Annotated in this window: 18 protein-coding genes, 1 tRNA gene and 1 pseudogene; 11 read left to right on the top strand and 9 right to left on the bottom strand. The window is 65.5% G+C overall.

Going from position 1 to position 19631, the window contains the following annotated elements; genetic code table 11:
* The first annotated feature begins 20 nt into the window (after positions 1–20).
* Positions 21–269 (top strand): hypothetical protein, encoded by a 249-nt coding sequence (locus tag ABD188_RS05290; protein ID WP_344059224.1) that lies wholly within the window; start codon positions 21–23, stop codon positions 267–269.
* A 177-nt stretch (positions 270–446) separates the two neighbouring features.
* Positions 447–1393, top strand: a pseudogene (locus tag ABD188_RS05285) (IS481 family transposase).
* A 119-nt stretch (positions 1394–1512) separates the two neighbouring features.
* Here the strand turns inward: ABD188_RS05285 and mobF are convergent.
* On the bottom strand, positions 1513–4638 hold the full coding sequence (mobF, locus tag ABD188_RS05280; protein WP_344059222.1) for a MobF family relaxase: 3126 nt from the start codon (positions 4636–4638) through the stop codon (positions 1513–1515).
* Positions 4639–4992: 354 nt separating this feature from the next.
* On the opposite strand from mobF, the gene ABD188_RS05275 reads away from it, so the two are divergent.
* Genes ABD188_RS05275 through ABD188_RS05265 form a run of 3 tightly spaced genes read left to right on the top strand, consistent with a single transcriptional unit; the run spans position 4993 to position 6729 of the window.
* Positions 4993–5214: a hypothetical protein gene (locus ABD188_RS05275; RefSeq protein ID WP_344059220.1), complete on the top strand. Its 222-nt coding sequence runs from the start codon at positions 4993–4995 to the stop codon at positions 5212–5214.
* A complete protein-coding gene (locus ABD188_RS05270; protein ID WP_344059218.1) occupies positions 5195–6190 on the top strand; it encodes a zeta toxin family protein in 996 nt (331 codons plus the stop codon). Before ABD188_RS05275 ends, ABD188_RS05270 begins: the two co-directional genes overlap by 20 nt.
* Positions 6187–6729, top strand: a complete 543-nt coding sequence (locus ABD188_RS05265; protein WP_344059216.1) for a recombinase family protein — start codon at positions 6187–6189, stop codon at positions 6727–6729. The genes ABD188_RS05270 and ABD188_RS05265 overlap by 4 nt, the downstream gene beginning before the upstream one ends.
* Before the next feature lie 34 nt (positions 6730–6763).
* On the opposite strand, the gene ABD188_RS05260 is transcribed toward ABD188_RS05265, so the two are convergent.
* From ABD188_RS05260 to ABD188_RS05250, 3 genes are all read right to left on the bottom strand, one after another.
* Complete coding sequence (locus tag ABD188_RS05260) at positions 6764–7018, bottom strand: hypothetical protein (protein ID WP_344059214.1); 255 nt, start codon at positions 7016–7018, stop codon at positions 6764–6766.
* A gap of 1025 nt (positions 7019–8043) precedes the next feature.
* Complete coding sequence (locus ABD188_RS05255) at positions 8044–8427, bottom strand: glutaredoxin family protein (RefSeq protein ID WP_344059212.1); 384 nt, start codon at positions 8425–8427, stop codon at positions 8044–8046.
* Positions 8424–8669, bottom strand: a complete 246-nt coding sequence (locus ABD188_RS05250) for a helix-turn-helix transcriptional regulator (RefSeq protein ID WP_344059210.1) — start codon at positions 8667–8669, stop codon at positions 8424–8426. Before ABD188_RS05250 ends, ABD188_RS05255 begins: the two co-directional genes overlap by 4 nt.
* Before the next feature lie 115 nt (positions 8670–8784).
* Here ABD188_RS05250 and ABD188_RS05245 point away from each other — a divergent pair, with 115 nt between their 5' ends.
* Positions 8785–9387, top strand: coding sequence for a hypothetical protein (locus ABD188_RS05245; RefSeq protein WP_344059208.1), 603 nt, complete (start codon positions 8785–8787; stop codon positions 9385–9387).
* A complete protein-coding gene (locus tag ABD188_RS05240; protein ID WP_344059207.1) occupies positions 9380–10498 on the top strand; it encodes a site-specific integrase in 1119 nt (372 codons plus the stop codon). The genes ABD188_RS05245 and ABD188_RS05240 overlap by 8 nt, the downstream gene beginning before the upstream one ends.
* Before the next feature lie 119 nt (positions 10499–10617).
* Here the strand turns inward: ABD188_RS05240 and ABD188_RS05235 are convergent.
* From ABD188_RS05235 to ABD188_RS05225, 3 genes are all read right to left on the bottom strand, one after another.
* A tRNA-Ser gene (locus ABD188_RS05235) sits at positions 10618–10708 on the bottom strand.
* Positions 10709–10862: 154 nt separating this feature from the next.
* Complete coding sequence (locus ABD188_RS05230; RefSeq protein ID WP_344059205.1) at positions 10863–11723, bottom strand: LLM class F420-dependent oxidoreductase; 861 nt, start codon at positions 11721–11723, stop codon at positions 10863–10865.
* A 122-nt stretch (positions 11724–11845) separates the two neighbouring features.
* On the bottom strand, positions 11846–12682 hold the full coding sequence (locus tag ABD188_RS05225) for a class II glutamine amidotransferase (RefSeq protein WP_344059203.1): 837 nt from the start codon (positions 12680–12682) through the stop codon (positions 11846–11848).
* Between the two features lie 167 nt (positions 12683–12849).
* Here ABD188_RS05225 and ABD188_RS05220 point away from each other — a divergent pair, with 167 nt between their 5' ends.
* Positions 12850–13125 carry a nickel-binding protein gene (locus tag ABD188_RS05220; protein ID WP_344059201.1) on the top strand — a complete coding sequence of 92 codons (276 nt, stop codon included), beginning with the start codon at positions 12850–12852 and terminating at the stop codon, positions 13123–13125.
* On the opposite strand, the gene ABD188_RS05215 is transcribed toward ABD188_RS05220, so the two are convergent.
* The gene (locus ABD188_RS05215) at positions 13122–15998 is read right to left on the bottom strand and encodes an ATP-binding protein (protein ID WP_344059199.1); all 2877 of its coding nucleotides are present in this window, start codon (positions 15996–15998) and stop codon (positions 13122–13124) included. The genes ABD188_RS05220 and ABD188_RS05215 overlap by 4 nt on opposite strands.
* A gap of 167 nt (positions 15999–16165) precedes the next feature.
* Here ABD188_RS05215 and ABD188_RS05210 point away from each other — a divergent pair, with 167 nt between their 5' ends.
* Both ABD188_RS05210 and ABD188_RS05205 read left to right on the top strand, forming a co-directional pair.
* Positions 16166–16384, top strand: a complete 219-nt coding sequence (locus tag ABD188_RS05210; protein ID WP_344059198.1) for a hypothetical protein — start codon at positions 16166–16168, stop codon at positions 16382–16384.
* A 77-nt stretch (positions 16385–16461) separates the two neighbouring features.
* Positions 16462–17412, top strand: a complete 951-nt coding sequence (locus ABD188_RS05205) for an L-lactate dehydrogenase (RefSeq protein WP_344059196.1) — start codon at positions 16462–16464, stop codon at positions 17410–17412.
* A gap of 328 nt (positions 17413–17740) precedes the next feature.
* On the opposite strand, the gene ABD188_RS05200 is transcribed toward ABD188_RS05205, so the two are convergent.
* The gene (locus tag ABD188_RS05200; protein WP_344059194.1) at positions 17741–18193 is read right to left on the bottom strand and encodes an SRPBCC domain-containing protein; all 453 of its coding nucleotides are present in this window, start codon (positions 18191–18193) and stop codon (positions 17741–17743) included.
* A gap of 68 nt (positions 18194–18261) precedes the next feature.
* Between ABD188_RS05200 and radA the strand changes: the two genes are divergently transcribed.
* Entirely contained in the window at positions 18262–19626 is a 1365-nt protein-coding gene (gene radA / locus ABD188_RS05195; RefSeq protein WP_344059191.1) for a DNA repair protein RadA, read from the top strand.
* Positions 19627–19631 lie beyond the last annotated feature (5 nt).

The raw sequence follows: 19631 nt of genomic DNA, 5'->3' as shown, positions 1-19631 counted from the left end.
TGGGGAGATAGGTTGCCGTCGTGGTCAGAGAGTCGAGTCCGCGACACCGGCGGGTGGTGCTGCGAGTCGTGGCTGTCATCCTCGCCCTCGCAGGCGTCGGGATTGCGCTCGTCTTCGTAAGGCTTTCGCTCGACTGGTCAGATTCCCTCCCGTACGAGAGCGCGGCGACCGAGGCTCGCTACATCCTCTTCATCGTCGTTGCTGTGGCAATCGTCGTCGCCAGCATGGTGGTGGCCATCGTCTTGTGGAGACGCGCCGGGCGTCGGTAGCCGGTCGCTTAGCTGTGATGTCCAGGGACGTTGTTTCGTAGATCGCCGTTGACCTGCTGACGGGCGAAGGCCTCCCGGTGTGAAGTGGAGCTGTTCAAGGAACCGCTTCACGACTCAGGAGGCCTTCGTGTCCCACGGTAATCCGCGCTGACGCCGCGCGCTCGTTTGAGGTTGGCGATGCTCATCGTCGACGATGGGTGGCCGCCGTCTGCTGCAGCGAAGATGTTCATGGTCTCGCCAGTGACCGCCCGGAAGTGGGCGGCGCGGTTACGGACCGAAGGCCCGCCGGGGATGATCGACTGATCCAGCCGGCCACGGTTGATGCCGGCGAAGACCGCTCCGCGGGTGGTGCGGCAGATCGTGCGACTGCGGTGGCGCCGCAGGCTCGGTCCGGCGCAGATCGCGGGCGAGCTCGGCCTGCCGGCGTCGACCGTGCACGCGGTGCTCGTGCGGTGCCGGATCAACCGGCTGAGCCGCATCGACCGGGTAACCGGCGAGCCGATCCGACGCTACGAACACGACCATCCCGGGTCGTTGATCCGCGTCGACGTGACGAAGTTCGGCAACATTCCCGACGCTGGCGGATGGCGCTACGTCGGCAGCCAACAAGGAGACCGGAACCGCTCCGCGACCGTGGCACGCACCGGCACGCCACGCTCTGGGGCGCGCCACCCGCTGGTGGGCACCGCGTTCCTGCATACCGTCATCGATGATCCCTCCCGCGTGGCCTACGTCGAGATCTGCGCAAACGAGACCGCGGCAACCGCGATCGGAGTGCTCCGCCGAGCCGTCGCATGGTTCGCCGACCGAGGCGTCAGCGTCGAACGAGTCCTCTCCGACAACGGTTCCGCCTACAAGTCTCACGCCTGGCGCGACACGTGCATCGACCTCGGCATCACGCCCAAACACCCCCGTCCCTATCGGCCTCAGACGAACGGGAAGATCGAGCGGTTCCACCGCACCCTCGCCGACGGCTGGGCCTATGCGCGGTTTACGCCTCAGAGACCGAACGCCGAGCCGCACTCCCTGGCTGGCTGCACTTCTACAATCAGCACAGGCTCCACACCGCCATCGGCGCGCCACCCATCAGCAGACTCAACAACCTGCCTGGACATCACACTTAGCGGATAGCACGCGCAAGTCGATGACATCCCGCGGCACAGCCAGTGGGCGGGTACGGATAGCCGACACTGCTCGACGGACGATGAGCCGAGGCCAAGTGCGCTGACTTCGTGTTGGGTATTCAGCGCGCCCAAGTGGGCCCGCCGGGCGTGCCCGCAGTCGCCACGGACTGCAACTCAGCGGCCTCACGCTCTGCCCTCTCGCGCTCGAGCTGGGCGCTTCCTAGTGTGGCGCGCAGAGCGATCTCGGCGTCCACGCGTTCGAGAAACGCCTGTTCCTCACTCGCCATCAACAGGACTTCGCGAAGTTCTGCTGCCCGACCATCGACTCGCGATTGCAGCGCGTATGCGTTGACTTCGTCAGCTGCTGGCGCGCTCACCACTTTCCTGCGAGCGTGATCGATCGAATCCATCGAGGTCGTCAGCACAGCGAACTTTCCAAGTACGCGGCTCGCGCTCGCGATCCACGAGTTAAGTTCGATTGCGCGATCGCGTGCGACGGCCAAGCGAGCGTGACTCGCGTCTCGCAGGGACTCGATGTTGATTGTCGCGCCCAGAGGCCGCGCTCGAAGGTCATTCCAGCGGGCAATGGTGTGCTCGGCAGGCTGCGCTTCTCGTGCTGCTCGACCGAGTTCGACCCGCGCAGCTCGTCGAGAGTCGTCAATCGTGACCTCGGGAAGCCCGCGCATCATGCAATCAGCAACGGCAGAGACGGCCTCATCGTCCGATCGTGCAATGGCCAGGGCCTCGTTGTGCGAGCGGCCACGAGTCATCCCGACATACAGCCCCGACGCGTCAACGCCGGGCCCAACGACCGATGCGTCCATGGTCTCGCCTTGGATCCCGTGCACAGTCGACGCATAAGCGAGATGGACATGCTCCGCCACGTACTCGGCCGAGACGAGGCGAGTGTCGGCGCTGTCCGAGATCGCCGAAAGTTCGACAGCGTCTGGGCGAATTCGGCGGACGACCCAGACCGCCCGATTCTCGACATCCGCCTTTCGATCGTTTCGACGGGTCTGGACGATGTCCCCCTCGAGGATCCTTTGCTCTCTCTTGCCGACAGCGATTCGATGGAGGCCGAGTTGCCCCAGCTCAAGCCGGCCCTGCTGTATCGCTTCGTTGATCAAGTCGGCCTCGTCATTGGTGCTGGTGACCAGCGCAACGCGCTTATGCATCCCGGCGAAGTGGAAGTAGGACCCGACCATGAAATCGCGTGCGTCGCCTGCATCATTCACGCGCCGGATGAGACCCCGCGCCGCGAGCGCACCGGCAACCTCGAGGGCCGCGCTCTGCGAACCCGGCTCTCGCAGACGAAGCGTCAGCTCGGCGTAGCCCGGATCGGTGAATCGATGGACGGCAGTCAACTCGACAATTCTGCCGCTCCGCCGCGTCATGCACGCCATCGCCCCCGAGTGACCAACCGGCATCGCCTGCAGATGGTCGCCAACCATCGCGATGCCGGCACCGGTCTCCTCCGCAAGAGTCGCGAGCGCGTTCGCGGTGTGCAGATCGACCATGCCGGCCTCGTCAACGACGATGCGATCATCGGGGGCGATCGGGTATCGCCGAGGTCCGTCGTACGTGGTCCCAGTCTGCGGATCGACGGCGCCCGGCTCGAGGCGTGACCACGTCTCGGCGCCGGCGGCGTCGCGGCTCCATCGCCATCCGTGATCCGCGAGCAGTGCATGCAGGCTGGATGCTGCCGTGCCGATCTCGCGGCTCGCCACCGATGCCGCCTTCTTGGTTGGAGCCACGACTATGGTGCGCCGGCCCTGCAAAAGCAACGCATGCTTGGCGACTCGGAGCATCGTCGTCTTGCCCGTGCCCGCAGGGCCGGTAATCGTCACCAATCGATCGGTGCCCGCGATCGCTCCAGCAGCCTGAGCCTGACCGGAGTGGAGGTCGACCTCCGTATTGAGCACGGACTGGGCAACCAACTGCATCGCGTCCTCCGAGAGCACAGCGCCGGCGACATTGAGGCGATCGAAGCGCGCCGCGAGGTCCACCTTCAGCGATGCTGTTGCAGCGGCCATGTAGCCCTTGATGTGATCCGGGCGCGGCCCATCCTCGTCCAGGAGATCGACGGTGTGCGTAAGAGCACGCCGCACGATCTCGTCGATGGTTTCCTGCAGCCTTTCGCGCTCTGCAACAACACCCGATCCAGCGACGGCACGTAGGGCCCCTGCCCGTAGGTCGAATGCGCCGAAGCGCCCGCCGCATGAAGCCGAGCGACCGTCTGCTTCAACAATCGCCTTTGCGGCGAGGAGATCCAGGTCGAGCTGGCTCAGCGGAACCGACAAGCTGTGGACGGGGCTCCGCGGCTCAATCAGGAGCGGATCAATCCCCGAGATCTCGTCACGGATCAGCTCCTCCCAGTCCGCCTCATCTAGGTCCCTCGGCTTGCGAGGCCGATCCTTCGCCCACGCCAGCCGATCGATCTGTCGCTGGATGTCGCGGTCGGGTTCCTGTCCTGGGTGCGCGTCTCGCCACTCGGCGAGCATCACAGCCCGGTTCGCCTCGATCTGGTTTGAACGGCGAGAAAGTGGTCGCACTGCCTGTGCGATCTCAGCGATCTCCCCTGCGCTATCGAGGGTGTATCCGTATCTCTCGAGCGCGGCTATCCACCTCGGGTCGGTCCGCGAAGCTAGTTCCCCCTCCGCATTGATAAGTGTGTGCATCTTCATTGCCACCCGTGAGTCGACGTTCGACCACTGCCCGTCCTCGCCGAGCACCTTCACGTTCAGCCAAAGGTGTCGATGCACGTGAGGGTCGAGAGCGCGTGATCGACGGTGCTGCAACTCGACCACCTCGACGCGCTGCAACGCTTCACGGACTCTGCCACCGGCTCCTCTGCGAGCGTTCAGCTCCCGCTGCCATGTCTCCATGATCCGGTTGCGAAGGCGATCTTGCAGGGCCTCGAACTCGTCGGCAAGCTCCGGATGTAAGAGCGCGGCAACACTGAATGACTTGGGCGCGTTGATCGTGCCGTCGAGCAGAAGGTCGGCGTCCTGAGATCCGAGCTCTCGACCGCGTCTCACCCCGGTGAACGGATCCCGCCCGTCGACCCAGCTGCACAGTTGATTCCGGTTGAGCAGGTCGGATTCAACGCGGCCGTGGTCGACGACGAAGCGCCTGACGCCACCCGACGCCACCGCGCTGTACTCGGCGAGCGCGTCTACCCCTCGCGACACCCGAATTGCCGCATCACAGTTTCCGTCCAGCGCGTAGGCAATGGCGGCACGCACCCCGTGCGACTCAATCCCTCTCTTCCAACGCTCCAGACCGCCTCGCATAACCGTGATCGTACCCTTTTTTGCTTAATTACAACATGGATTCACAGAAAGTGCCTGCGTGCGTCGCTTTGGTTTTGGGAAGGTGTGGCGAAGTTCAGCGGTCAGGTAGTTGTCTGCAGGGCTGGCGTTCGAGGACTCGGTCGATCTGGTTGGGGTGGGCATACAGGGCGTGGGGCCTCTGCTGAGGGGTCATGTGTATGAGCTCGATCGGATCAGACCTCGCGCCGAAACACCGCGCCAATCCTTTTGGAACCGTAGACTGACCGCGATCGGAGGAGCATGGGTCCAGACAGCTCATCGTGGCGAATGGGAGACGTCGCGGCGTTTGACGCCCTGTGCGACGCCGCGAACTTTCTCATCGCACTGATCGCCTCCTCAGGCAGAGAAGGCGATGCAGGCGCCTCGACCCAGGCTCAGATCGCCGAAATCCGCGAGACCGTATTCGCCGTCGACGGGCACGATCGCGCGGCAGTGAAGCAAATGACGGCGGACCTGCTGCAACGCGCTCGTGAGACGGCTCGTGGCTGACCCCGGCGCGGAGCCCCACGGCATCCTTCCGCTCGTGTTTGGCGGGTCGCGAGCCTCCACGCAGCCATCGCTCACGTTGGTCGTCGGCCAGCCCGGCGCTGGCAAGAGTCTTTCCGTGCGGTCTCTCCTCGACCCCGACGACCCAAGCGGTGCGGTCATCAGCGCCGATGACCTCGCAGCATTTCACCCTGACTTCCTTCGGCTCGCGCGGCGGAGTCCCCTTGACGCGCCAAGTGCAATGGCTCCGCTGGTCGCTGACTGGATCACTGAAAGCCTCGCCTTTGCGCGGACCTCGAAGCGATCCTTGGTGCTCGAGCTGAGCGTCCGTACCCCCTCCGCGGCGTTCGCAACGGCGGAAGGCTTCGCCGTCGCCGGCTTCGCGACGCGGATCGTGGTCGTGGCTGCCCGACGATCCGAGAGCCTGCTGTCCACCGCATCTCGCTACTTCAATGCTCGACGCGTCGGCATGCCTGCGAGGTTCACCGATCGGGCCACACACAACCAGGGCTGGGCTGGAACCCAAGTGCTTGTTCGCGAGGCTGAAGCGGCTACACCTGTGGATCGTCTGTCGATCGTAAGCCGGGACGGATCCGTCCTCTTTGACGCGAAAAGTGACGACGGATTTGCCGGCGCGACCGCCGCACTGGAAGCAGCACAGCGGGCACCGATCCGCAGCATCGCGGCTGCGGAGTGGTTCGGAGAGCTTCGACGCGTGATGGACTTCGCGACGGCCACTCGGGAGCTCGCACCGCCCGTCACTGAGGTCCTGATCGAGCTGCACGAGCTCGCCCTCGGTGAGGTTCTGCCGTTGGTGGGAACCGGTCGCAACTCGACCTTCAGCACGCAGCAACGAGCCCGCCTCTCTGCCGACCTGGCCTCCTTGCGGCGCGCGCTCCCCCGTGAAGAGCCCAGGTTCGACCCGGCCGCCCCGATCATCACTCCGCCGGCGCCGACTCGTGGAGGACCGTCGTTGTGACTCGTGTTGTGGGGTACACGAGGCCGATCGGAGCGTCCGACGACACCAACGCCGATGCCGAGCATCTGCGCAGCATCGGGCCGATCGACATCTACCTCGAAGCGCCAGGGGTTGCAGCGCAGGAGATGCTGGCAGTCTGTATCGGATCGCTCGTCCCAGGAGACGAACTCGTCGTGTCGAGCAGCGCGCGACTATCTCCCACTCTGACGCAGTTCGTCAGCACAGTGGCTGAACTGAGTCGACGAGGCATCCTGTACCGGTCACTTTCGGAACCTGCGTTGAGCACCGCGAGTGGGCAGGTTGCATCGACCGACGTATTGCCGGCGCTGGATTCGCTCAGGCGAGAGTTGCTCGGTCTGCGCACGAGGAAGGGAATGGCGGATGCCGCAGCCTCTGGCAAGCGTCCCGGCCGCCCATCGGTGATGACGCCTGAGCGCGTCGCGCTCGCGCACGAGTTGCGCGAGCGAGGGCGATCCTTCGCGGACATCGGGCATGAGCTGGGGGTGAGCGCGAGCGCCGTCCGCCGCGCTCTGCTGTGAGCGCCACCCGCCCCAATCGGCAGGCGGTGCTGGGTTAGGCGTCCGCGAGCCCCAGGACGTACTGGATAAAGCCCTGTCGGTCGCACGCGAGGCTTGTGATCGCTTCGCGGATGCGGTCCTCGAGCTCCGCCGTCTGTGCCGAGTCAAGCGCGGAGACTGGCTCCAGGCTCCACTCCACGTCCTCATCGACTGTGTAGCCGGGTTCCTTCGTGGCTTTGTCGGGGTAATAGGCGAACGCGGAGACCGCGACGCGATAGATCACCGCCTCGGCATCCGCGCGATCAATCATCACCGCATCCTGTTCTGTCCGTTACGGATCATCGTGTCACTCCTGTCTCTGCGGCCGGCCACGAACGGCCGGTAGTGCCTGCGTCTTCTGGTTGTTGAGGTCTGCGCAACCGGTGGCGCAGTTGATCATTGATCGCTCGAGCGATGGCATCGAGGCGGGCCTCTTCTGCGAGAAGCTGCTCCAGTGCGGCGGCACGCACTGACGCGCGTTCAGCGGCGCGCTGCGCGGTCTTCGAGATCGGACGAACGATGTCCGATCCGGTGGCCGCGGAGAAGGCCGCACGAGCCCTTTCGCTCTCTCGCTGCCACGCCGCGATCAGCTCAGGCGGCGTGGGCCACGGCCTTTTCGCAGCTCGAATCTCAGCAGCCGTGTACTTGCGGCGGAAGAACTCGTCTGCCTCGGAGCGGTTCTGTCGACGCTCTGCCGTCGAGACTCGGTGAAGACGACGCGGCGGAAGGCCGACCGATCTCCGGAGCTTCTCGCGTTCTCGACGCCTGCGATCTCTCTCAACCATTCGCTCTCGGTTGTCGAGGTAGAACTCACGGCGGCGTGCCGCGAGTTCATCAGCGTGGTTCGCTCTGTATGAGGCGTTCCACCGCATCCGGGGCGTGGGGTCGTCACGGTACGCATCGCGGACCTTCTCGTTCTCCACCTCTTGGTGGCGCGCGTACCAGCGCCGTTGTCGAGCGTTCTTCGCCGCGCGGTATGCGCCAGGATCCTGTGCCTTCTTGACGGCACGGTTGACGCGCTGGCGTTCGAGGTACGACTCTCGGTTCTTTGCGTAGTACTCCCGGGCGTAGGCACGTCGTGCCTCGGCGCGCGCTTGCTCGGCGCGCGCGCGGGCGCGCCGTTCCCGTTCGCGCTCTCGCTCGTCATCGCGGTGAGTCTCGCGATACGTCCGCTTCGCCGCCGCAGCCCTGTCGGGATTTTGGAGCTCCCACTCGCGCCACCTATCGGTCGGAGTTGTGGGAGGCGAACTGGGACGCCCGGCACCTCGATCCGAGCCTGTCTCGTCATCCGACATCTCAACGGCCTAGGAGAACGCCGATCCTCGAGCCGCTGGCGGAAGGATCGAGCGCGTAGGTGGTTGCGTGCTCGCCGCCCGGCTGACGATCAAGCGGCGCTTCGACGGCATCGGCTTGCGCTCGTTCTTCGGCAGCGCGGGCAGCGATGAGATCGATAAGTGCGGCGCGGAACCCCGACCAGTGGTTCTCAGGTTCCCCGTCGACCATGACCACCGGCGCCTGGGAGTACCCCAGATCCTCGGTGAGGAAATGGCGCAGTCCCTCACGCCCGTCTTCCGTGATATCGACGACTGAGAAGACGACACCGAGATCGTCGAGACGCTTGCACGTGAACTTGCACTGCGGACAGGACGGCCCTGTCGAGTACACGGTGACGGAGATCATCGCCGGCCCACCCGACGGGTGACAACTGGATCGCACTCGACGACTGCCGACGCCATGAACTCATCGAGGCTCGCACGCGGGTAGCGCACCCTGCTGCCGATCTTGAGAAAGCTCGGGCCACGTCGGTAGTAGCGCCAGATCGCCAGCGTGTTCGTAGTCACTTGGAGTATCTGTGCGACCCGATCTGGAGGAAGGAGCTCGTCCTCCAGCACCGAGGGTGTGTGCGGCGTCGCGATGGACATGAGTTGATCCTCCTTTACGTATCTATGTCTGGATTTGACATGAGTACATCACTTATTCATACTGTTGGCAAGAGGCAATCTGCTTATCTGCAACGCGGTCTGACAAACTGAGGAGGTGAAGGTCGACGTGAGCACCCTCGACGGCAAGCCGATTACTTGGCGGGACGCCACCACAGCCGTCGGGTCCGCGTTGCGCATTGCTCCTGCGTTCGTCGCGCAAACTGACGATGCGGGTTCAGGGCTGCGGACGATCATCACCGCCGAATACCAGTCATCCGAGGGTCGTTACATCGTGATCCGAGTCGTCAACGAAGCGACCCGTACCGGCGCGGAGGTCAACAACATCGCGCTCCGGCAGATCCCTATCCAGAGCATTCTGCAGGCGGCGGCACCGAAGTGCATTGCCCTGACGCTCGACGATGAGAGCGACACCACTGCGAAGTGGATGACAGCCGCTGAGCTGAGCTCCACTGAGGGACGCATCATCCCTCACTGGCTCGCCGAGCAAGTCGTCAAGCGCGGCAGCAAGAGCGAGCGCATGGATGTCGTGGAGTTGCTCTACGGAACGGCAGCGCTGTCTGGGCTCCCGCCGGTGAAAGCAGTCCAGAACGAACTCGAGGTGCCACACCGGACAGCCTCGGATTGGATCAAGAAGGCGCGAGCCGAAGGTCGCCTGGAGGGCATGAGCTACATCGTCGGCCGCCAGGCGGATGGGTAGCGTCTTTCCCTACAAGACGCTCGACGGTCGCCGGTACCTCGTCCGATACAAGAAGCCCGATGGCACGCACGCGGCGAAGCGCGGATTTCGCACGAAGCGAGAGGCCGAGGAGTACCTGGCATCCGTATCCGTGTCGATCGGCAAGAGCCAGTACGTCGACCCGATGGACGCTCGGATCACAATCGGTGAACTCGGAACGACCTGGCTGCAGAACCAAGCGGCCGTCCTCAAGCCCTCGTCGATGCATCCCCTCGAGTCCGCATGGCGGGTACACGTCGCTCCCAAATGGGAAAGGGTTGAGATCGGGATGGTCCGCCACAGCGACGTTCGCGCGTGGGTGACGGCAATGACTGCGACGCACGGTGCCTCGACGGTAATCCGTAGCTATGGCATCCTCTCAGCGATTCTCGACGTCGCGCTGCGCGACCGCAGGATCGCGGACAACCCTGCTCGAGGCATAAAGCTCCCACGGAAGACACCGAAGCGTCGCGTGTATCTGAGCCACACTCAAGTGGACCTCCTCGCAGGGCAATCGATGTACCCCGAACTGGTCTACTTCCTGGCGTACACGGGACTCCGGTGGGGGGAAGTGACCGGCCTGCGCGTGCGAGACGTGGAAACGGATCGCCGCAGGGTGCAGGTTCATGAAAACGCAGTAATGGTCAACGGTGCGATCCACACGGGGACGCCGAAGTCGCACGTGACTCGTTCAGTTCCCTATCCCGACTTCCTCGATCCCGCTGTGCGCTCGGCCATGCTCGGCAAGGACTCCAATGAATTGCTGTTCGGAGACGGGCAGGAGCATCTTCGGCTGCCCAACTCGCAGAAGGGCTGGTTTGCGGGAGCTGTTCGTCGTGCGCGGAAGATCGATCCCACGTTCAACCACGTGAGTCCTCACGACCTCCGTCACACTGCGGCAAGCCTCGCGATCAGTGCCGGCGCAAACGTGAAGGCCGTGCAGCGAATGCTCGGTCACGCCTCAGCGTCGATGACTCTCGACACCTACGCCGACCTCTTCGATGACGATCTCGACTTCGTAGCCGGTGCACTTAGTCGAGCACGTGAGGGGCGTGTGATCGTCGTCCCGGAGCGACGACACGAGCTTGAGTGAGCCGCCTTTCGAGCAGCCTCTCGAGGGGTTTTACTCATTCTTTACTCACTGGCCCATTTCGGGCATGAGAGAAGCCCCCGACTCCCGCGGAATTACGCGGGTTTCGGGGGCTTCCAAAGTGGCGGTGACGGTGGGATTTGAACCCACGGTAGGGGGTTACCCTACACAACTTTTCGAGAGTTGCACCTTCGGCCGCTCGGACACGTCACCGCCGAAGAGTTTACGTCACGATCCGCGCACCCGCGAATCGGGGCCTGGTGGGCCGTTCAATACGCCTCGTCGCGCGCAGACCCGCACTCAGCGAGCGCAGGGAGTCGAAGTGTCGCTCATCGACCGTGGTCCACGCCCATCGGTGCGGCATCGGTCAGCCGAGCGAATCGGCCGCGCCCGCGATCAGCTCCACGACCCGCGCCGGCTCTTCGATACCGACCGCGAACACGTAGGTCGCGGTGAAGCCGAGTTCGGCAAGCCCGCGAACGGTCGACGCCACCGACTCCGATGTCGACTCGGGATTGACACCGATCATCGCCGTCTTCTCGATGTCGTCGTAGTTGCGGCCCACGTCGTCGCAATGCGCGCGCAGCACGTCGAGCTTGCGCGACGGAAGCTCGCCCATCGCTGAGAGGTTGCAGGCATCCGCGTACTGCGCCACCATTCGCAGCGTCTTCTTCTCGCCGCCTCCGCCGATCATGAGATACGGATGCGGCCGCGTGATGCTCTGCGGTGAGTTCAGAGCTCGCTCGAGCTGCCAGATCGCGCCCTCGTACGGCTCTTCCTCTTCCGCCCACATCTGCAGGCAGATCTGGATCGTCTCCTCCAGCTGCCGGAACCTCTCGGACACGGGCGGGAAGGTGAAGCCCAGCCCGGCGGACTCCTGCTCGTTCCACGCCGCGCCGATGCCGAGACCCACGCGTCCGCCCGACAGCACGTCGAGCGTCGTGACCTGCTTGGCGAGCAGCGCGGGCTCACGGTAGATCACGCCGGTGACGAGCGTGTGCAGCAGGGCCTTCTCGGTGTGCGCCACGATGAACCCGAGCGTCGCGTACGCCTCGAGCATCTCGTGCTCGACCGGTCCGATCCCGGGCAGCTGCCAGAAGTGATCCATGACGGTGATGCGCTGGATGCCGGCGGCCTCGGCGTTGCGAACGTGCCGTGCCAGTGCCGGCCCCAGGTCGCGCTGGCCGCTGTTCCACGTGAAGTCAGCGATGTGTAATCCGAATTCCATGCCGAGCGGCTCCGTCCTGTCAGCGGGGCCGGATGCCGCACCCGACCGCACTTGCCAGGCTAGGGGCGATCCGGACGACGAGGGCCGGATGACGGCATCCGCTCACCGTTCACCGGACAGAGTCACGCGGCGAGGAACGCCTCGTGGTGGTAGCCCGATGGATCGAGCACCGCGACTGTGGATTCCGGCACCTCGAGGAAGGCGCCCGGGAGGTCGTTGAGGGGCTCCGACACGACGACCTGAGCGTGGTCGCCGAAGGTCGACAGTCGCTCGACGTCGGGGTACATCTCGCGCAGCGTCGGGATGTCGGCGGAGTGGAAGAGCGTGCGCGACTGGCCCTGCGACGAGTAGCGGAAGGCCCACAGGGTGGCGCCGTCCGACACCGCGACGGTGCCCTGCATGGGGAATGCAACCCCCGCTTTGTGACCCGCTGCTTCGACCATGCGGATCGCGTCGCCCACGGCCTTGATCGGGTCGTCTGCCAGTCCGAGTGTCAGCGCGAGGTGGAACAGGACTTCGGAGTCCGTCGTGCCGCGGATGTGCGTGTAGAGCGACGGATCGACTGCGAACGTGAGTTCGCGTTTGGTCAGACCGAAATGCGAGATCACGCCGTTGTGCATGAACAGCCAGTTCTCGTACCGGAACGGATGGCAGTTCGTCTGCTGGATCGGCGGTCCGCCGGCAGCCCGCACGTGCGTGAAGAACAGCGGGCTGCGCACGGCGCGGCTGATCTCGCGGAGGTTCTCGTCGTTCCAGGCCGGTTCGATCGAGCGGAACGTCGACGGCGTCGCACCCGCGCCTGCATCCGACGGATACCACCCGAATCCGAAGCCGTCCCCGTTCACCGGCTCGGCGCCGAGAGGTGAGTTGAGCGACATCGCCACGACCGAGTGCTTGGCGTCGAGGATGAGGGTGGAGGGCTGCAGCGGCTCTCCGGTGTAAGCCAGCCAGCGGCACATTCGTCGGCTCCTCTGCCTTGTGTGGTCATCGTGGGACGCCGACTTCACGCCGTTATCGGCCGCCACGGTGGATAGAAAGAATAGTCAAGACGCGTCATGTCGACCAAAGCTGCGCCGGCGTAGTGTCTTGCCATCGCAGGTCTCCATCCCGACGAAAGGACGTCGCCGTGCCTTACTTCATCATCGAGCGCAACTTCGCCGAAGCGATCACCCCCTCGGTCGAGGCCGCAAACGGCCTCAACCTCATCAATGACGAGGAGGACGTCCGCTGGCTGTTCTCGTTTCTTTCGGTGGACGCTCACAGAACCTACTGTCTCTACGAGGCGCCTTCGATGGAAGCGATCCTCGCTGCTGCCGCGCGGGCGGGCCTTCCCGCTGACGTCGTCGTCGAGGTCACCGGGCGGATCATGCCGACCGGCCTTATGGCCAGCGCGGCGCCCTAGACAAGCCCGCAATCGCGCGCGTACATGGCCGCCTGCGTGCGGTTGACGGCATTGATCTTGAACAAGATGCTTCGCACATGGTTGGCTGCGGTGTGCTCGCTGATCACGAGCCGCGTCGCGACATCGCGGTTGCTCAGTCCGTCTGCGAGAAGACGAATGACCTCCACCTCACGCGCCGTCAGGCCATCCGGTCCCGAGATCCGTGCGACGTCGGTCTGTGCATGCAGCAGGCGCATGACTCGCCGCAGGCCAGCTGGCTCTGCGATCGCGCGAGCACTTTCCGTCGCCTCCTGCACGTCCGCATCAGACGCGCCGCTCCTGCGACGGTGGGCCGCGAGCGCCAGCCACGTAAGGGCCACGTGCATGTGCGCACCCATGCGCCGATCCATCTCGAGCGCGGCCGCAAGCGATGTCTCAGGTTCGCCGACGCCGCAAAGAGAGTCGAGCTGGCCGATATATCTATCTGCGCTACCGAAGGTCGCAATGAAGTGACCGGCGATGAGATTCATGCCAGCGTACTCCGCGAGCCACGGTCTGATGAGAGATGCCGCGTGCCGGTCCTCCAGCCAGATCGCAGCCTCCGCCAGGAAGGCAAGCTGGGCGTGCCAACCGGCCGAGTCCCAAACACCCCGAGCGGCGCGATCGAGCAACCACCCGAGCGCGCGACGTGCGGGGTCGACCATCCCGAGCTCCGTGTATAGCGCGAGGAGTCCAGGCACCCAGCGATTCTCGAGCGACTCTTCACCTGACACCAAAGGCGCGATCCGGTCAAGCAAGCTTGATTCCCGTCGCACCATGTAGCTCTGGAGAGCCATCATGCCGGGCAGCATCTCAGACTTGAACTCTCGCTCATCACGTCGGACTGCCTGCATGGCGTCACCGACATCATCTAGTCGTCCCGCGCCCAAGAGGCGGGCAACATGCATGCAAGAGATCTGATAGTGCCAGAATGCGCCAGCGCGACGCACCAGTTGTAGCAGCATGCGCTGTGCAGACTCGATGCCTTCTGGATCACCGGCCATGTACGACGCGGTACCGAGGAAGTGCACGCACGGGCCGAAACTGTCGTCATCCTGACCGACGAGAATCATCGCCTCGATGGCCCTCGCGCGAGACCGCTCGAGCGTGGAGGGGGTCACGGTCGAGGTCAAGCTGCAATAGAGCGCATGCCCGAGCGCCGCCGCATCCCCGAGTTGACGCGCCTCCGAGACCGCAGTCTCACTGACGGACTCTCCCTCCACGAGCCCGCCCGAGTGCGTGGTGGCGCGGCCGAGCGATGCTAGGCATCGGACTCGCAGCCCCGGCTCGCAGTCAATCGGCAGAGACTCCCACGCCGCGCGCAAGAGCTCTGCGGCGCGCGCGGCCCCGAGTCCTGACCTGAAAGTGGCATCGCCAAACATGATTGCCGCTTCCGCGCGTTGGGTCGTGCTCCCCTCGGCCGCGACCAGTTCGCACAGGCTCTGAGCACGGGGAAAGTCGGTGGTGTCGATCCAGCGACGAGCGGCCCGCAGCCGGAAGTCATCCCGGTCGCCCGTGCCAGCCGCACAGTCGGCGGCACGCTCATAAAGACTGGCGGCCTCCTCGAAAGCAAGGCGTTCCAGTGCGGTCGTTGCCGCGCGGCCCAGCTTGTCCGCTGCCTTTTGGCGGTACCCCAACGATCGCGCGGACTCGTAATGGTAGGCCAGGCGCTGGACGATGCGGGGAGCGGTCGGGAACTGCGCCTCCAAGACACCTGCCACCTTGGCGTGCAGTCGCGTCACGTGGGTCGCGAACATCTGATCGATGACCGCTTGCCGGCCTATCGCATGTGGAAAGCGATAGCACTCGCTGACAAGCCGCGGGGGTTCTAGAAGGCCGAGCGCCACCGCGTCGTCCACACCCTTCAACGTCTCGTCATGGCTGGTGTCACAGACTGCGATGAGTTCACCGAGATCCACCTCCTGCCCCAGGACGGCCGCGTACTGCAACACAGTGCGGCCGCGCGAGTCCAGCGCGATGATCCGGGACCGGAGCAGATCGTGCACCGTCTCCGGCATGTCCACACGGGACGTGCCGTTCGCGACAGCGGCTAGCACATGCGCCCATGTCTCGCGCAGGAGGAAAGGATTTCCTCCCGTCAGCTCCAAGAGCACCCGCGCCGGCACGGCTGCGGCAGCCGCCTCCATGCTTGTCCGGCGCCCGAGGTACGCGACGATCTCCTTCTCTTCGAGCGCGACGAGGTCAATGCGCAGAACGCCGTCGAGTCGCGAGAGTCCGGCGATGGCGCTCGCCAAAGCTTCGGATACGTCGGGTTGGGTCGACCGCGCGGTGCCGATGATCAGCACTCGCAATGAGACAGCAGCTTCGACGACCCGAGCCAGCAGTCGGATGGCGTCGGGGTCTGCCCATTGCAGGTCGTCGAGCACGAGCGCGAGCGGGGTTACCCCGGCGGCCGCACGCAAAACGTCCACGACCGCGTCGTAAAGGCGTGATTGACTCGCCGTCGAGGATGGCGCACCCTCCCCGCGCCCAGTGAGAGAGTCAAGAATCTGGACGGACGCGGTCTGACCGGCACTCTCCATGACACCGCGTGCTAGCGAAAGCATCGCGCGTATCGGTTCCACGAATGGCTCGTATGGCGCACCGAATTCGGGGATGCAGGAGCCGACGAAGATCACAGCGCCAGCATCGTGAAGGCGCACGCACACCTCGCTTACGAGCCGAGACTTTCCGATGCCCGGGACGCCGCCGACGAAGACAGCTTTGCCAAGACCGTCGACGGCATCCGCCCAAGCGTCGTACAACAGCCCGGTCTCATGCTCTCGTCCGACGAACGGCGGCTGATCTGCGCTGCGCCAACGCAGTGGTAGAGGTGGTGCGGCCCAATCCCGCATGTGGTTCACCATAGCCCCGCGCGGCCGCGGCCGAATGGTCAGGATTGACCATCCTCGACGACCGAGCGGTCCGCGAAAGTGGGGCAGTCCTCGTCATGCGGCGCGTGCGTGCGCCTTCCTAGGGTCTAAGCACCGGCCCACCCAGGACCGCTGACAAAAGGAACATCATGAACGCGCGATCTGCAGCCATCCTGCTGCCGGCGATTCTCGCAGTCGCCATTCTCAGCGGAGCCACCGGCGTCGCTGCCGCCTCGGCAGGATCGTCGCCGGCGACCTCGACGACATCCACAGTGGGAGCCGTGACCGGAACAGGCCAGGCCATCGACAAGGCCGCCGCATCACAAGGCACGACGACGCTGAGTCTCCCGAAGTACCGCCGTCGGTAAGTCGAGTCGACGGAAGGGTGCGCGCCCCTTCCGACGACCGACGTTCCACCCGGCATCCGCCCTGCCAGACTGTGTGCATGGCTGTCATCGAGAACTCCAAGCTCACCGTCGTCGGCGCGGGAAGCGTCGGATCGAGCACCGCATACGCGGCATTGATCCGAGGATCCGCGCGGCACGTCGCCTTGTACGACATCGCGACCGCGAAGGTCGAAGCCGAGGTGCTGGACCTCGCCCACGGCACCCAGTTCACCGGCACGAGCGACATCACCGGCGGCAGCGATATCTCGGTGATCGAGGGCTCGCACGTGGTCGTCATCACGGCGGGCGCCAAACAGAAACCCGGACAGACCCGCATCGAGCTCGCCGGCGTCAACGCGCGGATCCTGAAGTCGATGATGCCGCAGCTGCTGGAAGTGGCGCCGAATGCTATCTACGTCATCGTGACGAACCCGTGCGATGTGCTGACGGTGCTTGCGCAGGAGCAGACCGGGCTGCCGCCCGAGCGCATCTTCGCCTCGGGCACCGTGCTCGACACCTCACGGCTCAGATGGAAGCTGGGCGAGCGTGCCGGGGTGTCGACATCCAGTGTTCACGCCTACATCGTCGGCGAGCACGGCGACACGGAGTTTCCGCTGTGGTCGAAGGCGACGATCGGCGCGGTTCCGCTGCTCGACTGGGAGACCGACGGCCATCCGCGGATGACGCAGGACGAGCTCGAGCAGATCGCGATCGACGTGCGGGATGCCGCCTACAAGGTCATTCAGGGCAAGGGCGCGACGAACTACGCGATCGGCTTGTCGAGCGCCCGCATCGTCGAGGCGATTCTGAACGACGAACACGCCGTAATGCCGGTGTCGTCGGTGCTCCACGACTTCCACGGAGTCGACGGCGTCGCGCTGTCCGTGCCGTCGATCGTGAGCGCGGCCGGCGCGGTGCCGATCCGCGAGACGGCGTTCGCCCCGAACGAGCACGGGCTGTTCCTTCGCTCCGCCGAGGCTCTGCGCGAAGTAGCGGACTCGCTGCGCTGAGGACCTTCGCCGAGCTCAAGCCCGATCCGGTCGCTGAGCTTGTCGAAGCGTCCGGCTACCAGCATCGGACCCTTCGACAAGCTCAGGGACCGCTGCGTCGCTCAGGGACCGCTGCGTCGCTCAGGGACCGCTGCTTCGCTCAGGGACCGCTGCGTCGCTCAGGGACCGCTGCGTCGCTCCGGGACCGCTGCTTCGCTCAGGGACCGCTGCGTCGCTCAGGGACCGCTGCGTCGCTCCGGGACCGCTGCTTCGCTCAGGGACCGCTGCGTCGCTCCGCGACCGCTGCTTCGCTCAGGGACCGCAGCTTCGCTCAGGGACCGCCGACGGGTCACTTCGCGAAGAGGCGCGCGAGGTTCTCGAGTGAGGATGCCAGCCCTTCGGCATGGTCGTCGGGGCTGATCCCCGGTGGCACATCCGTCGCTTCGATGGTGATCAGGGTGCCGGTCACGCGCGGCTCGAAGCTCCAGGTCAGTGTCATGGTTCCCGCGTAGACCGGGTCGTCAGAGGGGAAATCCACTGCCTCGACGATCCAGTGCGGCGGTGCGAGCTCGACACGGCGCACCTCGGCGACATCCGCGTCAGCCGACGCCTTTCCGCCACCCGCGGGCGCCTCGTCATACGTGAGCACCATCCGGTACCCGGTGACCGCGTCGAAACGCTCGAACCGGCCGGTCATGCCCCGCGGCGGCAGCCACGCGAGCAGGAGCTCCGGATCGGTGAATGCGCGGAACACCTCGTCGGGTGACGCGGAGATGAATCGAGAGGCCGAATCGACACGCACAGTGCCACCGTACCCGCGCCCCGACGAGTCACGGCGGGGATGTCGCGGCCCTCGCCTACGCTGAAGCCATGGCCACTCGACGCTCGACCGCCGCGCCGTACCGGTGCACCGAGTGCGGGTGGACGGCCCTCAAATGGGTCGGGCGCTGCGGAGAGTGCCAGCAGTGGGGCACGGTCGTCGAGTCATCCGAGCCCACCGGGATCAACCGCTCCGTCGCCGCCGTCGCTCCGGGCGCCGGACGTGCCGCACGCCCCATCACGTCGATCGACACGACAGACGCGCCACGGCGCACTACCGGGGTCGGAGAGTTCGACCGCGTGCTCGGCGGTGGCATCGTGCCCGGTGCCGCCATCCTGCTGAGCGGCGAACCCGGGGTCGGCAAGTCGACCCTGCTGCTCGAGGTCGCTGCGCAGAGCGCGCGAGCGGGGCGACGCGTGCTGTACGCGAGCGCCGAGGAGTCCACTGCGCAGGTGCGGCTGCGAGCCGAGCGCACCGGCGCGCTCCACGATGAGCTCTACATCGCCGCCGAGACCGACCTGGCGACCATCCTCGGTCACGTCGACGAGGTGAAGCCGGACCTCTTGATCGTCGACTCGGTGCAGACGGTGTCGTCTTCCATGTCCGAGGGCATGGCAGGGCACCCGAGCCAGGTCCGCGAGGTCGCATCCACCCTCATCCGAATCGCGAAAGACCGTGCCCTGCCCGTCATCATCGTGGGGCATGTCACCAAGGATGGATCGATCGCGGGTCCGCGAATCCTCGAGCACCTCGTCGACGTCGTGTGCCAATTCGAGGGCGACCGGCAGACCTCACTGCGGTTCGTCCGTGCGCTCAAGAACCGGTTCGGGCCGACGGACGAGGTCGGATGCTTCGACATGACCGGTTCGGGCATCGCCGAGGTCCCGGATCCCAGCGCTCTGTTCCTGGGGCACGGGTCGCCCGAGCCCGGCACGTGCGTCGCGATCGCACTCGAGGGACGCCGCGCGCTGCCCGTCGAGGTGCAGGCGCTCACCATCAAGAGCGGGGCGCCGAATCCCCGGCGCATCGTGAACGGCGTCGACTCCGCGAGGGTGGCTATGGTGCTCGCGGTGCTCGAGAAGAAGGCGGGCGTCGTGACGAGCGACCAGGACGTGTACGTGTCGACAGTGGGCGGCGTCCGCTTCACCGAGCCCGCGGCCGATCTGGCGATCGCCATCGCCGTGGCCGGCGCCGTGCAGAACCGTTCGACGCCCAAGACCCTTGCGGCGGTCGGAGAGTTGAGTCTCGCCGGCGAGGTGCGCCCGGTCACCCAGTCCGCGCAGCGACGCAGCGAGGCGGCACGACTCGGCTACACCGATGTGATCGACAATCGCTCGGCGACCCTTCGAGGCGCGCTGGACGACGTGAAGACCCGCGTGCGTGGCCGCCCGGGCGACGGTGTGCCCGAGTTCTGATCGTA

Origin of the sequence: Microbacterium pumilum (assembly GCF_039530225.1) — a bacterium.
GTDB lineage: Bacteria > Actinomycetota > Actinomycetes > Actinomycetales > Microbacteriaceae > Microbacterium > Microbacterium pumilum.
Note: the sequence above shows the minus strand (reverse complement) of the source record. Positions and strands in the feature narration are given on the sequence as shown.

Bases quoted from the DNA above. Each gene is read 5' to 3' on its own strand.
- ABD188_RS05275 (WP_344059220.1), top strand. From the start codon at position 4,993: ATGGGAGACGTCGCGGCGTTTGACGCCCTGTGCGACGCCGCGAACTTT.
- ABD188_RS05260 (WP_344059214.1), bottom strand. From the start codon at position 7,018: ATGATTGATCGCGCGGATGCCGAGGCGGTGATCTATCGCGTCGCGGTC.
- ABD188_RS05255 (WP_344059212.1), bottom strand. From the start codon at position 8,427: ATGATCTCCGTCACCGTGTACTCGACAGGGCCGTCCTGTCCGCAGTGC.
- ABD188_RS05250 (WP_344059210.1), bottom strand. From the start codon at position 8,669: ATGTCCATCGCGACGCCGCACACACCCTCGGTGCTGGAGGACGAGCTC.
- ABD188_RS05240 (WP_344059207.1), top strand. From the start codon at position 9,380: ATGGGTAGCGTCTTTCCCTACAAGACGCTCGACGGTCGCCGGTACCTC.
- ABD188_RS05230 (WP_344059205.1), bottom strand. From the start codon at position 11,723: ATGGAATTCGGATTACACATCGCTGACTTCACGTGGAACAGCGGCCAG.
- ABD188_RS05225 (WP_344059203.1), bottom strand. From the start codon at position 12,682: ATGTGCCGCTGGCTGGCTTACACCGGAGAGCCGCTGCAGCCCTCCACC.
- ABD188_RS05215 (WP_344059199.1), bottom strand. From the start codon at position 15,998: ATGCGGGATTGGGCCGCACCACCTCTACCACTGCGTTGGCGCAGCGCA.
- ABD188_RS05210 (WP_344059198.1), top strand. From the start codon at position 16,166: ATGAACGCGCGATCTGCAGCCATCCTGCTGCCGGCGATTCTCGCAGTC.
- ABD188_RS05205 (WP_344059196.1), top strand. From the start codon at position 16,462: ATGGCTGTCATCGAGAACTCCAAGCTCACCGTCGTCGGCGCGGGAAGC.
- radA (WP_344059191.1), top strand. From the start codon at position 18,262: ATGGCCACTCGACGCTCGACCGCCGCGCCGTACCGGTGCACCGAGTGC.